At 33.6% G+C, this 13,724-nt stretch carries 19 protein-coding genes; 6 read left to right on the top strand and 13 right to left on the bottom strand.

Annotated elements, in window-relative coordinates:
• Positions 1-149 precede the first annotated feature (149 nt).
• Positions 150-275 carry a hypothetical protein gene (locus ACECE_RS32035; RefSeq protein WP_010243318.1) on the bottom strand — a complete coding sequence of 42 codons (126 nt, stop codon included), beginning with the start codon at positions 273-275 and terminating at the stop codon, positions 150-152.
• Positions 276-683: 408 nt separating this feature from the next.
• On the opposite strand from ACECE_RS32035, the gene ACECE_RS0200925 reads away from it, so the two are divergent.
• From ACECE_RS0200925 to ACECE_RS0200895, 6 genes are all read left to right on the top strand, one after another.
• Positions 684-1,187, top strand: a complete 504-nt coding sequence (locus tag ACECE_RS0200925) for a DUF6431 domain-containing protein (RefSeq protein WP_010243316.1) — start codon at positions 684-686, stop codon at positions 1,185-1,187.
• A 95-nt stretch (positions 1,188-1,282) separates the two neighbouring features.
• Complete coding sequence (locus tag ACECE_RS0200920) at positions 1,283-2,098, top strand: DDE-type integrase/transposase/recombinase (protein ID WP_010243314.1); 816 nt, start codon at positions 1,283-1,285, stop codon at positions 2,096-2,098.
• 119 nt (positions 2,099-2,217) lie between these two features.
• Complete coding sequence (locus tag ACECE_RS0200915; protein WP_010243312.1) at positions 2,218-3,474, top strand: site-specific integrase; 1,257 nt, start codon at positions 2,218-2,220, stop codon at positions 3,472-3,474.
• On the top strand, positions 3,461-4,432 hold the full coding sequence (locus ACECE_RS0200910; protein ID WP_010243311.1) for a tyrosine-type recombinase/integrase: 972 nt from the start codon (positions 3,461-3,463) through the stop codon (positions 4,430-4,432). The genes ACECE_RS0200915 and ACECE_RS0200910 overlap by 14 nt, the downstream gene beginning before the upstream one ends.
• Entirely contained in the window at positions 4,419-5,441 is a 1,023-nt protein-coding gene (locus ACECE_RS0200905; protein ID WP_010243309.1) for a tyrosine-type recombinase/integrase, read from the top strand. The genes ACECE_RS0200910 and ACECE_RS0200905 overlap by 14 nt, the downstream gene beginning before the upstream one ends.
• Positions 5,442-6,248: 807 nt before the next feature.
• Positions 6,249-7,145, top strand: coding sequence for a tyrosine-type recombinase/integrase (locus tag ACECE_RS0200895; RefSeq protein ID WP_010243307.1), 897 nt, complete (start codon positions 6,249-6,251; stop codon positions 7,143-7,145).
• Between the two features lie 88 nt (positions 7,146-7,233).
• Here the strand turns inward: ACECE_RS0200895 and ACECE_RS0200890 are convergent, their stop codons facing one another.
• The 12 genes from ACECE_RS0200890 to ACECE_RS26180 form a co-directional block, all read right to left on the bottom strand.
• Complete coding sequence (locus tag ACECE_RS0200890) at positions 7,234-7,446, bottom strand: hypothetical protein (protein WP_010243305.1); 213 nt, start codon at positions 7,444-7,446, stop codon at positions 7,234-7,236.
• A gap of 26 nt (positions 7,447-7,472) precedes the next feature.
• Positions 7,473-7,868, bottom strand: coding sequence for a hypothetical protein (locus ACECE_RS0200885; protein WP_010243303.1), 396 nt, complete (start codon positions 7,866-7,868; stop codon positions 7,473-7,475).
• A 34-nt stretch (positions 7,869-7,902) separates the two neighbouring features.
• Positions 7,903-8,664, bottom strand: a complete 762-nt coding sequence (locus ACECE_RS0200880; RefSeq protein WP_010243302.1) for a hypothetical protein — start codon at positions 8,662-8,664, stop codon at positions 7,903-7,905.
• Positions 8,665-8,982: 318 nt separating this feature from the next.
• Positions 8,983-9,303, bottom strand: coding sequence for a hypothetical protein (locus tag ACECE_RS0200875; protein ID WP_010243301.1), 321 nt, complete (start codon positions 9,301-9,303; stop codon positions 8,983-8,985).
• A gap of 21 nt (positions 9,304-9,324) precedes the next feature.
• On the bottom strand, positions 9,325-9,747 hold the full coding sequence (locus ACECE_RS0200870; protein ID WP_010243300.1) for a hypothetical protein: 423 nt from the start codon (positions 9,745-9,747) through the stop codon (positions 9,325-9,327).
• Positions 9,748-9,773: 26 nt separating this feature from the next.
• A complete protein-coding gene (locus tag ACECE_RS0200865; protein ID WP_010243299.1) occupies positions 9,774-10,166 on the bottom strand; it encodes a contact-dependent growth inhibition system immunity protein in 393 nt (130 codons plus the stop codon).
• Positions 10,167-10,229: 63 nt separating this feature from the next.
• Entirely contained in the window at positions 10,230-10,592 is a 363-nt protein-coding gene (locus ACECE_RS0200860; protein ID WP_010243298.1) for a cyclic-phosphate processing receiver domain-containing protein, read from the bottom strand.
• A gap of 62 nt (positions 10,593-10,654) precedes the next feature.
• A complete protein-coding gene (locus tag ACECE_RS0200855; protein ID WP_010243297.1) occupies positions 10,655-11,152 on the bottom strand; it encodes a hypothetical protein in 498 nt (165 codons plus the stop codon).
• Between the two features lie 21 nt (positions 11,153-11,173).
• Positions 11,174-11,593: a hypothetical protein gene (locus tag ACECE_RS26185; protein WP_010243295.1), complete on the bottom strand. Its 420-nt coding sequence runs from the start codon at positions 11,591-11,593 to the stop codon at positions 11,174-11,176.
• Between the two features lie 32 nt (positions 11,594-11,625).
• Complete coding sequence (locus ACECE_RS0200845) at positions 11,626-12,144, bottom strand: SMI1/KNR4 family protein (RefSeq protein ID WP_010243294.1); 519 nt, start codon at positions 12,142-12,144, stop codon at positions 11,626-11,628.
• 27 nt (positions 12,145-12,171) lie between these two features.
• A complete protein-coding gene (locus ACECE_RS0200840; protein WP_010243293.1) occupies positions 12,172-13,113 on the bottom strand; it encodes a hypothetical protein in 942 nt (313 codons plus the stop codon).
• Positions 13,114-13,131: 18 nt separating this feature from the next.
• Positions 13,132-13,698, bottom strand: coding sequence for a hypothetical protein (locus tag ACECE_RS26180; RefSeq protein ID WP_010243292.1), 567 nt, complete (start codon positions 13,696-13,698; stop codon positions 13,132-13,134).
• Between the last annotated feature and the right edge of the window lie 26 nt (positions 13,699-13,724).

Raw genomic sequence — 13,724 nt, 5'->3', positions numbered from 1 at the left:
TCTCTAATTAACTTTTCCCATTCTTTATATAACATAAGACGCCTCCTGGTTTTTGGTGTATTATCTCATGCTAACAAATTGATTAACAGATGGGTTGTATTGTACGCTTACTTTCAAACTAAACAATCTACCCCTCAAATTTCTTAGATTTATTTATCTATACCTGCTGCCAGTCTTCTAAGATAATCCCTTATATCCTGTTGTTTAGCCCAATAAGATACATTTTTAGGTCTTACATCATCTCTCTGAATCTCAAAATCACTGCCTGAATTCAAAATCAAAATTCCTTTTCCAAATTTAAGATTAATTATTATGCCCGACTCAGGTGTTGTTCCTGCAAAATCCTTGTTGTTTCTTATTGTAGAACGACAATTTAGTTTCCTCTAATTTCAAGAAATTACTGCAAATTAAATTCTGGTTTTTACCTAAGCATCTGATTTTACTTTGACGCAGTCCAGGGCATTTTTTTATCAGTTACCTCTTGACCTTTGTAATCATATTTTTTATATTTTTATTATAACAAAAAAAGAGAAAGCTACTCACCACAGTCTCTTTCTCTTTTTTGTTCATGCTAATAAAAATTAACACAAAAACAACAAACATACTATTATGATAAGAGTTTTTAACCTGTTGTGCAAGATAAAATTTATTAATATTTCTGCTAAGGATTTTTTCTTAAATCCATGTCAGGATTCATAATATCAGAATTCAAGTGTCCTTGTTGTAAAACAAAGCATCCTGACTGGAAGAAGCATTCTCAATACAACCGTTATCTTGTTTCTTTTGAAAACGGGTGTGTTGTATATTATCAAATTACTGTTACAAGATACCAGTGTTCATCTTGTGGACATACCCATGCAATACTACCGGAATCTATCATTCCATACTGCTCATACAGCTTTTTGTTTATCCTTGCAGTTATGAGAGATTATTTCAACAGATCAATCACAGTAACAGATATCTGTGCCAAATATAATATTTCTGTTTCCACTCTCTACTCATGGAAAAGCTTGTTCCTAAATCAAAAGAAAATCTGGATTGGTCTTCTTGAAGATGCTTGCACATCATCAATACAGTTTCTGAATTCAGAAAACCTTTTATATAAACTTGAAGAATTTTTTCTAATTGCAGGTGTTTCATTCCTGCAAAATACTCACATCAAAAAAGCTAAATATAATCCGCCATAAAATCAGTTCATTTTTGTATTTTATCTTTCACATAAAATCGAAATTTCTTTATGCTTTACCCCCTGTTATGATGTGAGCAGGAGGTGATTTGTGTCATGAATGACACTTTTAATGACAAAAAATATAGTGAAGCCGTGGAAATTGCGCATATTCGTTTTGGTGCTATAGCTCCTGTACTACAGGGGTTGTTTACTGAGCCTACAAAAACAGCTTATTACAAAAAGATTGCTGAGAAACCATTTAAAATGCCAAATGGGAAAGAGCTACTTTACAACTACAATACATTTGAAAAATGGGAGGCTCGTTACAAAAGATATGGAATGGATGGTTTGATGCCAAAGGTCCGTTCTGATTTAGGGGCATCCCGTGCTCTACCTGATACTGCAATAGAAGAACTATTCCGCATTAAACAACAGTTTCCTCGCATTAATGCAACATTAATATACACCAAGCTTATTGAGGACGGTTTTATCAAACAATCAGAAGTATCTGTTTCAGCTGTACAAAGATTCATTAAGAAAAACGACCTAAAATCTGCAAGAAATCCTAATATGAAAGACCGTAAGGCTTTTGAAGAAGAATTTCCTTGTGACATGTATCAGGCTGATACTTGCCATAGTATCTACATAACTGAAAACGGAGTAAAACGTAAGACGTATCTTTTTCATATTGTTGATGATCATGCAAGACTAATTGTTGGTGCGCGCTTTTTTTACAACGACAATGCATACAACTTTCAACAGGTTTTAAAAGAAGCTATAGCTCGTTACGGTCTTTGCAAAAAAATTTATTGTGACAATGGTTTTACCTATGTGAACAAGCAATTGAGCCTTATTCTTGGTTCCCTTGGCATCATAGAAATACATGCTTCTGTTAGGGATGGTGCTGCAAAAGCTTATGTTAAGACTTAAATTATGTAAAGAAATGTGGCCTTAGTCCAGCAAAACCAATGAACTGAGCCTTCATTTCTTTACATAATCTAACATTCGTGTGACCATATATTTAAATCACTTTTAGGAGGAATTGATATATGGCAATGGATTTTGAAGAATTAGTAGCTCTTTGTGATGAAGAACTTAGCCATCGAGAGTATACTACCAAGTATTATGAACGAATCAAACAAAATTGGGATTCTTTAAGGAAATGGATGAGATCGAATCATCTAAATGATTTTGATGAGGCTACAGGTAATCGATATTGTGATGAGGAGTTTGGCACGCATCTTATGCCCGTCAGATCTCCAGCATCTTTTAGAGAAAAACTTAGGTCTGTAAGAATGCTCATTTCATACCAGAAAAATAGGAATTTTGAATTTCGATGTCCAAGTATCGAATACATATTTGATGGTCTTGTTGGGAAAGTGTCACAGGAATATCTTGAGTTTTGTCGGAATGAACTTTTGCTTGCAGAGAAGACCCTTGAAAATAAGAGATTGTATCTTTATGACTTTTGCAAGTTTCTCAATAGTAAAAATATCACTCTTAACGATCTGTGCATTGAAGAAACAGAAGCTTTTTTCATTTCAATGAACTATACTCTTGCATCTAGACACAATGCAGCAAGAAATTTAAGTCTCTTTCTACGGTATGCTTATGATAATAAATATTCGCAAAAAGATACATCTATATATATTTTGCCTGATAATTACAGAAAGGACTGCAAATTGCCTACTACATATGAAGAGGATGAAATTAAAGAAGTTCTGATTTCTGTTGAAAGGGCATCCTCCATAGGAAAAAGGGACTACCTAATACTCCTTCTTGCTACAGAATACGGCTTGAGAGCAAAAGATATTACCAATCTTTGCTTTGATGACATTGATTGGGATAGAAACGTCATCCGCATTAATCAGCACAAGACGGATTTTCCTGTTGAATTTCCACTGCTCGCATCAATTGGAAATGCTATTATTGATTATCTGAAGTATGGAAGACCATTATCCGATGCTCCGCAGATAATAGTTTCTGCTGAAAATGCTAATAAAGGAAAACCACTCTCATCTCCAACAATACATTCTGTCGTAACAAAATATATGAAGCGCGCTGGAATCAAAAACTGGCAGAATAAGAAGCACGGACCTCATGCCATGCGCCATAGCCTGGCGACAAATCTTTTAAAGAAAAATATTTCTATGCCAATCATAAGTACTGTTATGGGTCATCAACGCACAGAAACCACGAGTACATATATATCAGTAGATTATGGCAGATTGAAACAGTGCGTGCTTCCTATGCCAGCAATGCACTCTCCATTTTACAATAAGGAGGGCAACCATGGCAAGATATAAGTTCAGCTCTGTATTCGCAGATGATATAATACAGTACATCAAGGACAAAACTACAGCGGGATATAATGGTGAAAATTTCAGAAGAATGCTGATAGGTTTTGATAAATTTTGTATTGAGTATAACCTGACAGAACCAGTTTTTACAGTATGCCATGCGTCTAAATGGTTGGAAAAGAAGGAATGCGAATCACATACAACTCATTATAGCCGTATTAATGGTATCAAGCACTTTCTTATATACCTGAGTATCAAAGGATATGATGTGTATATAACTAGGGATGTTAAATTTAAAGGAACTGATTTTCAACCTCATATCTATACAAATGAAGAAAGTGACAGATATTTTATGGCAGTTGACAACTATAGTAGCTGTAGGAATCGTAAAGATGCAATACAATATCCAGTGCTTTTTCGAATTCTGTATTGCTGTGGTACAAGAATAAATGAAACTCTTGGAATACGAAGGAAAGATGTGGACCTTGATAAAGGGATTCTACAACTGAACGAAACAAAAAACAACCGTCAACGCTATGTTATAGTTGGTGATGATCTTAAGGAACTGCTTAACTGTTATGCTGAAAAATGTTTTTACATGCTTAATGATGATGACTATATATTTACCAACGCCAATGGTGGTCGTCTCGATGAAAAGACGATATACGATAATCATAGAGAGTTCCTTTTTAAAGCTGGGATTCCTTATCTTGGTGATGGAAAGGGTCCACGGATTCACGACTGGAGACATCATATGGCAGTCTATGCATTTAAGCAGATGATTAATTCAGGATTTGATATGTATGTTGCTCTTCCAATACTCTCAACATATCTGGGGCATAAGACTATTTATGCAACAGAAAAATACGTCAGGCTTACCGTGCAGTTGTTTCCTTACATCGAGGAAAAATTTCACGGAATGGTTGACAGAATATTTGGAGGTACAGCAGATGAAAACAACTGATTTTGCGGTATATCTGAATAAATATTTTACTCAATATATGCCAAATGAAAGGGGAAATTCTCCACAGTCAATTGATTCATACAGATATGCTTTTATATTGTATCTAGAATACATGGAATCAGTAAAAAAGATATCTGCTGAAAGGATTGTTTTATCGGATTTTACAAGAGAAACAGTAACTGGTTATTTAAACTGGCTTGGAGCAAGTCGAGAAAACAGTCCTTCTACACGTAATCAGAGACTGGCTGCATTAAAAGGATTTGTGCATTATCTAAAATACGAGTTTCCTGATTATCTTGATGAATATCAGAGAATACTTGGTATTCCTTTAAAAAAGACACAGCGAAAGGAAATCTCATATATGAAGACCGATGGTGTTAATTTGCTTGTTGAACAGATTGATGTAACCCGAACGAATGGTTTGTGGGATTATGTGATTCTGCTTATTTTATATACAACTGGCATAAGAGTCACAGAGCTTATCAATGTTAGAGTAAAAGATATCTCGCTGACAGAGCCTTATACAATTAGAATTCATGGAAAAGGCAACAAGGGTCGGTATGTACCGCTAATGAGAACAGCTGTGCCACACATAAAAAGATATCTGGAAACAATGGGCTATGCTAATGAAGCTAGGTATGAGGAAACACTTTTTAAGAATCATATGAAAACCCCTTTTACCAGACAGGGAATCAATTATGTCCTGAAGAAATACGGAATTAAAGCCAAAAGGATTAATTCTGAGCTTATACCAAATGATCTGAGTGCACATAAAATGCGCCATACTATGGCCATGGAACTAGTTACATCAGGTGTTGATTTAATGTATATCAGAGACCTTCTTGGTCATTCTAGTGTAGTTACGACTGAAATCTACGCCCGCACAGATGCAAAGTTAAAACGTAAAGCTATAGAGGCAGCGAGCAAAGAAATCGTTCCACCAGAAGATGCACAATGGGACAACAATAATGATTTAAAAACATGGCTTAAGAATTTTAACAAAAGATAATTATTATGTAAAGAAATGAAGGCTCAGTTCATTGGTTTTGCTGGACTGAGGCCACATTTCTTTACATAATTTAAGTCTTAACATAAGCATTAAAATCAGTGGCCGAAGGCTTGATAATTTTTCAGCAAAAATGCCACGGACGGCATTTTTAGCGTCTCGGGACAGGATGTCCCATAGACGCGGCGAAAAATTATCAAGACAAGGCCTACTGATTTTTTGCGAAGGTCACGCATGGAGTCGTTTGACACTAAAACAACAGGCACCTGCCTCAATATCAGCCTAAATGACTACCATATTATATGGATTTTTCTGATTTCAGTTGCGATATAATATCTATCAAAGAATTCGCTGATTTACTTTTTAAAAGCTCAATTATTTCATAACCTTTCATATTATTTTCACTAATAAGAATTTTTACAAATAAACAAGTAGCAATATTCATATTAAAGATATTTCAACCCCGTTTTGCATAGGTTTATATGTAATTCGACCAAATGGTTTAATCAAATCCAATATCCCCATTAAATCACATCACCCTCATTTTGTTTTATAATCCCACTGATAAAATAAAAGCGCACACAAAAACACCCGCCTTAAAAGCAGGTGTTCCTGATAATTGTATTGAGTAAGTCTGTAAGCCGGGGTCTCTTGCAGAGACCCCGTACATGTACTTTTCGGCGTAGTTAATGGATTTCATGAACCTTGGAGTTTAGGGCTTGAAAATAACAGTTTTATAACCAGGTTATAGACTGTTATCCGTAACACATCCTTCCATAATAACCATTTTATATGCAGGAGGATACATGTATGAATCTGGACTATTATTTTGACGAATTCATCGACTATTTAAAGGCTGAGAAGGATGTTTCGCACTACACAGTTGACAATTACACAAGTGACTTTAAGCAATTTTTAAATTTTTTAAGGGTCAATGGTATACAACCAAAGTTGAATACTGTTACTACTCCAATTATTCGGCGATATCTGGCTCATTTGAAAACTGATAAAAATTATGCAGTAGAGACCATCCGCAGAAGGGTCCACTGTCTTAGTTCCTATTACAAGTTCCTAATGGAGCAGGAGTATATTATGAAAAATCCCATGTTTGCAATACATGCTCCCAAATCGCCCGAAACGATACCAAAGTATTTATCAATTGAGGAGATTCAACTTCTTCTTACAATGCCGCAAAAATACTCCCCCGATAGTGTTCTCCGCAATCTTTGTATCTTTGAATGCTTTCTTATGACAGGAATGCGTCGTCAGGAATTACTGGATTTGAATTGGGATGATATTGACTTCGGAGAAAAAATTATAACTGTTAGAAACGGCAAGGGTAAAAAGCAGCGAGTTATTCCAATGACTGAACCCTTGATTTCAGACTTGTGGAAATACCTTCAAACAAGGCTACCGCTAACAAATCATGCACTATTTATATCAGCAAAAGGAAATCGACTTTCTGCTACTCCTTTAGAACAAACTTTTAGATTGTATATGCGGAAGTCTGGTTTAGATAAAAAAGGCTATACCATACATACCCTTAGACATACATATGCAAGCCATCTGGCCTTGAACGGAGCCTCTATACTCTCAATACAAAAATTGCTTGGTCATTCCGACCTCAACAGCACTCAAATATATGCTCATGTCAATACTGAGCATCTACGAAGCGAAGTTGAAAAACTGCCTCTCGCAAAAAAGTAACAATGATATGGGGCTTAATCAGAATGTGATTCGGGATTAGGCCCTTATTTGAGTTTTTAGTCAAAGAACCTTATTCTTTAAATTCACTCTATATTCTTTTAATGTCGTATAATTCCGACCACAAACCTTTAAGACCTTGTTCGTTAATAAACTTATGATAATTAACGCAATTATCCTCTCGAATATCATTTGTAAGCCATACTGTATCACATTCATCACAGATAAATATTAACATATCATTTTTGATAACTTTTGCTTTATTAATTACACCTTGTCCATCGCAAAAAGGACACATCACCATATGATTCTGCACTCCTTATAAAACTTTTATCCCAAGTCAAAAGTAGACCAACCAGCATCATTTATTCTCTTCTGAATACTATAAAAACTTGGATAATACCTCTGTACCCAATGTCTATTAAAAACTTCCCAAAACCTTCGTTTCGGTGCAATTTCAAATCTGATTATGGGATTTGTAAAGAATTCATAATACGGTTTTTCAGAAAACCAGTCACGCTGTCCAACACAATTAGAGTCACCCTCAGAAATTTCTCTCACTGGTTCTCCATCCCAAGTGATATACTTTTTTGATTCGTTAACATGCTTTACCCAGTTGCTTCTGCACATATAAAAATCTATATGTTGTTTATCTCCATCTTCATCCAAGTAAAACAACCCATCTTTATTAATATCAACGATATTTGAAATATCATAAACATCCATTTCATCACCTCTAGGAATTACATCCTGCCATTATTTAAAACATCAACTTACAACAACTAACCCCATCAGTATTATATATCCAGAGTCCATCATAGTAAAAATCAAACTTTAAAAAATCTTTATTTAAATTACCTAAGTTCCTTTTAGTATTCAACGTTAAAGCATTTTCACTGTTATCATCTAATTTATATAAAATGAGTTTAGATTTATTATTTAAAGGTCGAACGATTAAATAATCTTTCGAACTACTAAAAGAGCCGTAACCCTTTTCTATCTCCCTAATTGTGATAATATTTCCGTCTAAATCGTTCTTTGAAAGAATAGCCATATCCATACCGTATTTATAATGATTTTTTTCCTCACCAACTGTAAAAAAGTATATGCTTCCATTCTTTATCAACAAGTCTTGAATAACCAGCCACCCTTTTTTTATTGGTGAGTCAATTTGGGGATACTGATTGAAAGGTAATTCTTTGTATAAAGAGTAATCACCAACTCTGTTCCATTTAGCCGCACCATCCTTAATTTCAAGGATACAATAATACCTTCCAATGCCCTTATAAAAATAATCACACAAAGAAAAAATTATTGAGTTCTGGTTTTCTAAATCTGATGCTCTTATAGCATTAATATATCTATATGCTCTATCTCTTTCAAAATCATTAGCAATTATGTATTCTACACATTCTTCGTGAAAGCCACTCCAAATATATATAAATTCTCTTACTATCAATCCAAATCCTGTTCCAAATTTAAAGACTGCTATTCCAACCTGTAGGTTTTTTAGCGAAAGCATATACTTTTTAAGTCCAGTTAACTTCTGAGATATATTGTTGTAATAACATTTTCCGTTATCCAGAAGTATTAGATAATATTCTCTTGATTATTCAGACTGTGCTAATGCAATTGAACTATATGGCGACATCGCTACTAATGTATGAATCGTATATTCGTTAGTAAATGTGTATGTAAACTTTATTTCACTTTCCATATTACAAATACCGAACCCTTTCTTTGAACAATTTATCTCAACAAGTCATTTCTATAGTCATACAGCATACAATTCTTTAATCCCTCAACTTCTTGATACTTCTGCATTTGAGTATTACTACAATTACATTACTCCTGTATTATTAAATGAAAAGTCGGCTATTTCTTTAAATTTAACTGCTTCAAATTTAAAAAACACACCGCCATCGTAATAAATATTATCATCCAGCATTTCATTTGTCATAAAAACCTTATAACTCAATTTGTACCGACCAATAGGGTATTTAATATACTTAGGTATTTCACTAAAATTAGAAACACTAATCGTATATTCTCTTCCGATACCTTCAAATAATCTTTTTCTCCAGAGGGAAGATAAACTTATTTCATATACAACGTCTTCTATGTACTTCTTATGAAGTTTTTTACTTAGTCTCTTGTTCAATTACTAGTCCCCCAAAATTAATTATCCATTTAACCTTATATCAGTAACTTGTTCCCTTTCAAAATCTATTTCTAAAATATGACCTACAAGTATTGTGTCTCCACAAGAAATTGTTGCTCCATAATCATCCTTACTGTTAAATGTAAAATCTACTCTATATACTTCAATTTCATCAAACCAAGTATCATTTACTTTTTCATGAAGTTCAATCTCATAATATGTCCTTAATTCAGTTTCACACTTAGAAAACCACGTCAAATAACTTACCATCTCATTGAATATAGATTCTATCTGAATATTGGTTGAGATATAAATTTTGACTTCTTGTAAATCTTCCGCTTCAATAGAATAATTAAAAATCTGAATACATTTATTTAGATTATAACACGTGTATCTGTCATCACTCTCTTCACTATTCTTAATAAAATCGTCTAGTCTAAGCATTGATAATCTCCTTCCACCATTTATTATTAAAACCCTTGGCAGAATAAATCTAGTTTACTTACTAAATCTTTAATATTTTTCTCAAGTATATCTATTAATTCATTCTTATACGTAGGATTGCTTTTCCAAAACTCTTTATCGGCACTTAAAACAGCATTTAGGAGGTCCCCGCAATAGAAATCACCTTCTGCAAAAATATTATCCTCCAGTGTCTCCAATGCTAAAGGTATCAGATAATCCAAACCTATATTTTGTCCTATCATAATTCTTAAATCTTCTACAGTAAAACTTGATATTGGCTTTTTTCTTAACTCATGACACGTGATAACTAAATGGGAATTAAAATTGGGCTCCCCCCAGTCTTGACCTTCAATTTCCTCTAATGATTTATTTCTATCAAAGTGAAAGTATTTTTCCATTTTAACCTCTCCAATTATTGATTTTAAGGCTATTCCTGTCGCCCACCCTTAACAAATAATTACTTATTCTTTGGAGTATTTATTTGGCACTACAGGGTAAGAGTAAATTTCTATATTATTATCGATAAAACCTCTTCTTTGAGCACCGAGCAAAGTATTATACATATTTTCTCTACCTACTGAATTATCGGTATGAATATATATCTTCTCTGCTCTTAAACCCTTTTCACAAATATATTTGACTAAATCATACCCTGTAGGAAGCAGATTACCTTGTTCATCAACCCCCAAATCATGGTCAAGGGAGAGTATTTTTATTTGATAATTTTCAAGATAATATATTGCCGCTTCCACTGTCCTCGCTATTACAAATCCCTCAGGACAATCACGCAAATCATCAAGATATAAGTTTATTCTTTGGTTCATAAATCTTTTCTCCAAAATTCTTATTTCATAATGTTAACAAATATTCTTTTGTTGTAATAAGATTAATCACAGAATATAGGCACTCCATTGTATTTTAATTTTGGCATTGTATCCAGTTTGTTAAAATAAACGTATATCTCTTGATTATCTCCTAATACCCCTGATTTTGGTGCACTCCCAACAAGAGTAATATGATAGTACCCATCTTCTAATTCTACTGTAGCAATATCCGTATTGTCGGCATTCCAGTCCATTAAAGCAAAGAGGTCATTAAAACGAACATTATTACCCTTAACACAGATTCCTAACCTCATACGATAATCAGAACATTCTAATTCAGTTTCACTCGGATAACCACTTCTAATTTTCAAAATAAATGTACCTGGAGATGAAGTGCAAAAACCGACTATAGAACCATCATATATGTGTTTTAAAACTTGCTCACCTGTGTAATAGTTTGTACTAAAATAATCTTGACCTTCAGCAATATGTGAAACAGCATAATCTGAATAAATTATTATACCCATACCGCTAATCTCCAACTTAAGTTCTAAATTCATAATGACCTCTCTTTAATATATTTAATCCATCACATTTGAAATATAATCAAATATCTTTTCTCTTGCAAACTTTTCAAATGATAAATTTAACTTTTCAATATTTCTACCCTCATCTACTTCTACCAAAGCCCAATCTTCACTTGTCATAAACCCTACACAGTACCCACTAAAATCATCCCCCAAAAGTAGGATATTACGCAATTCATCAATATTCTCTTCACCATATATATCTTTAGCAGGAATCAACCCGCTATAGAACATAAAATACGCATCATTACCTATGTCTCCAAAGCCGATTTCTTGTAGGAAATCAATATAATCTATGGGTACACCAGGATTCTCTTTTATTTCTCTTTCAATATCTTCTGTGCTTATTTTTTCAAAACTCGAAATTAAGCCTTTTTCCCCAAGAATGCTTATTAAATCTTTGAATCTACTCATAAACTTGACTCCTTTAAAGCAGGATGTATTTATCAATACATCTCAATTTGCTGTTGTAAAAATACACCTAAACTTTTTCCTCTTTTGAATATACTTGTTTGCCATTCAACTGGGTTCAACGGGTCATAGACTAACACCCATAATAAAAGCACTTCTCCAGTTATTGCATCAACGCAAAATACATCATCCATATTTCTTTCGTTATCTACAGCAAAGGGTATGTATGTTTCCTTAAAAACGTCTATTGCCTTATTTTGAGAAAGTTGATACCATGTATTTGCTACTGAATCTACATTTAGAAATTTAAGTCGAGAGTATTTGTTATATCCCGAAACCGCCTTAAAAATCCCTTCGCTTATGCCTTTTTGACCATTATTCTTCAAATATATTGAAGTTAAGGTATCAGGAAGTTTCACTCCTATATTTTTTTCTAATCTTTTTATATCGTCGTCTGTACAACCACTATTGAGGTCTTTGAATAATTCTGAATAGCATTTTAGTGTTTTCAAGAATTCATCCCATAAATGTATTTCGCTTATATCTTTCACCATGCTATCGTCCTCCCTGATGTAGTAATACTAATCTTTCCAAATAATATCTATTAAATCTATGCTATACAATTTGCTGTCTACCATGAGAATAAGCCGTGAACCTCTACAGTCAAATTTATCTGCTATAATTACTTTATCATTCTCATCTGTAAAAGTAATGATTCTCGTTTCTTTCAAATTATCGCCTTTCACAAACTCTAACAAGCGGTATTCATCCCGATTATCATATCCACCTCTAAATAGAACATATCTATCATAAATTGAAAACCCATCTGCACCAGATAATTTAGGGTTATAGTAATGGATTTTTTCACCTTTGATTTTGCCCAGAAGAAAATCAGTATAATAATAGAACCAAACTTCATTATCACTTACTACATTGAGAGCATAACAATCACAAATGAAGTTACTATCTGAATTATTGTAAGTGTATACTGTCTCACCATCCTGATTCCAGGCTCGCAGCCCACATGAGCCAATAGGGTCATCCCATCCATAATTTCCAATTACTCCTTCGTCAAAGTAACTGGTCCATATTACATCATTTTCAGTTACCTTCAAGTCCTCTATGCCATCACCTAGCAGGAATTCTTTAATAAAAGTACCGTTCAAATCAAATATCTTACCATTTAAGTCATACTTATTCCGCCCATAATATCTTGCTCTTGCACATGCAAGTATCACCCTGTCATTGCCTATAGGCTGTACTAAATGATAGTTCCATTTTTGATTATCTATATTAACTGTGTATACATTTTCCCATTGAACAATTATTACTTTATAATTATGTATTGTAGATGTTTGAATCTGCGGAAACCTGCCATTTATTCTTGGAGGAATATTGTTAACTGCCAAGATATAATATCCATTATCAGGACCTATTGATATGCTTACTACTTGATAGTCACAAAGATATTCTTTCAAATCACAAATAATATTTGCAGGGTAGTTAGCACTTTTTACAAGCATAAAACACCGCCTCAATAATTACTTTATTTCCTTACCTGAAAAGTCTATGTAATAAATGTTATAATCCCAATCCTTTACTTCAATTCTGTCGCCTTTAATAACAAAGTTATCTAATCCTTCTGGTGTCACAAAAATATCTCTTCCATAAAGCTGCCAATCAATTTTTCCTTTTTGATTTACCTTGGTTATAGACTGCTCACCATGTATCAAATACCCATTAGGTATTTGATATAAGCCCAAACAGACTGAATCCTCACATTTTAAGCACCAGTTAAGTCCAAGGTCTGGCAGATTTAAACTAAATATGCTATCTCCAAGGATATCAATGAGATTTTGCCCATCGATAAGAGCAGCATTTTGATGTACAGAAGTTTTACCACCGCCACCTGCTATCAAGATTGCACTCCTGTAAACTTTCTCATCCTTGAGTACTCTGACAGCACACTTTGAAGAAAGAGAATCTTCATCCAAACTATTAAAATAATAAAAATCATATTTATATTTATTGTCAGCGGAATCCCTTGAATAAATTTCATCATTGTAGAGTTCCACCTGGAATAATCCAAATTCATAAATCAGTACCATAACTGCAACCTCAATTAAATTAGTTC

It is taken from the genome of Acetivibrio cellulolyticus CD2 (assembly GCF_000179595.2).
GTDB lineage: Bacteria > Bacillota > Clostridia > Acetivibrionales > Acetivibrionaceae > Acetivibrio > Acetivibrio cellulolyticus.
The sequence above is the reverse complement of the archived record's forward strand: the minus strand, read 5'-3'. Positions and strand labels throughout refer to the sequence as shown.

What these genes read in the sequence shown, in the direction of transcription:
- ACECE_RS0200925 (WP_010243316.1), top strand. Translation starts at nt 684, where the DNA reads ATGTCAGGATTCATAATATCAGAATTCAAGTGTCCTTGTTGTAAAACA.
- ACECE_RS0200920 (WP_010243314.1), top strand. Translation starts at nt 1,283, where the DNA reads ATGAATGACACTTTTAATGACAAAAAATATAGTGAAGCCGTGGAAATT.
- ACECE_RS0200915 (WP_010243312.1), top strand. Translation starts at nt 2,218, where the DNA reads ATGGCAATGGATTTTGAAGAATTAGTAGCTCTTTGTGATGAAGAACTT.
- ACECE_RS0200910 (WP_010243311.1), top strand. Translation starts at nt 3,461, where the DNA reads ATGGCAAGATATAAGTTCAGCTCTGTATTCGCAGATGATATAATACAG.
- ACECE_RS0200905 (WP_010243309.1), top strand. Translation starts at nt 4,419, where the DNA reads ATGAAAACAACTGATTTTGCGGTATATCTGAATAAATATTTTACTCAA.
- ACECE_RS0200895 (WP_010243307.1), top strand. Translation starts at nt 6,249, where the DNA reads ATGAATCTGGACTATTATTTTGACGAATTCATCGACTATTTAAAGGCT.
- ACECE_RS0200890 (WP_010243305.1), bottom strand. Translation starts at nt 7,446, where the DNA reads ATGGTGATGTGTCCTTTTTGCGATGGACAAGGTGTAATTAATAAAGCA.
- ACECE_RS0200885 (WP_010243303.1), bottom strand. Translation starts at nt 7,868, where the DNA reads ATGGATGTTTATGATATTTCAAATATCGTTGATATTAATAAAGATGGG.
- ACECE_RS0200880 (WP_010243302.1), bottom strand. Translation starts at nt 8,664, where the DNA reads ATGCTTTCGCTAAAAAACCTACAGGTTGGAATAGCAGTCTTTAAATTT.
- ACECE_RS0200870 (WP_010243300.1), bottom strand. Translation starts at nt 9,747, where the DNA reads ATGCTTAGACTAGACGATTTTATTAAGAATAGTGAAGAGAGTGATGAC.
- ACECE_RS0200865 (WP_010243299.1), bottom strand. Translation starts at nt 10,166, where the DNA reads ATGGAAAAATACTTTCACTTTGATAGAAATAAATCATTAGAGGAAATT.
- ACECE_RS0200860 (WP_010243298.1), bottom strand. Translation starts at nt 10,592, where the DNA reads ATGAACCAAAGAATAAACTTATATCTTGATGATTTGCGTGATTGTCCT.
- ACECE_RS0200855 (WP_010243297.1), bottom strand. Translation starts at nt 11,152, where the DNA reads ATGAATTTAGAACTTAAGTTGGAGATTAGCGGTATGGGTATAATAATT.
- ACECE_RS26185 (WP_010243295.1), bottom strand. Translation starts at nt 11,593, where the DNA reads ATGAGTAGATTCAAAGATTTAATAAGCATTCTTGGGGAAAAAGGCTTA.
- ACECE_RS0200845 (WP_010243294.1), bottom strand. Translation starts at nt 12,144, where the DNA reads ATGGTGAAAGATATAAGCGAAATACATTTATGGGATGAATTCTTGAAA.
- ACECE_RS0200840 (WP_010243293.1), bottom strand. Translation starts at nt 13,113, where the DNA reads ATGCTTGTAAAAAGTGCTAACTACCCTGCAAATATTATTTGTGATTTG.
- ACECE_RS26180 (WP_010243292.1), bottom strand. Translation starts at nt 13,698, where the DNA reads ATGGTACTGATTTATGAATTTGGATTATTCCAGGTGGAACTCTACAAT.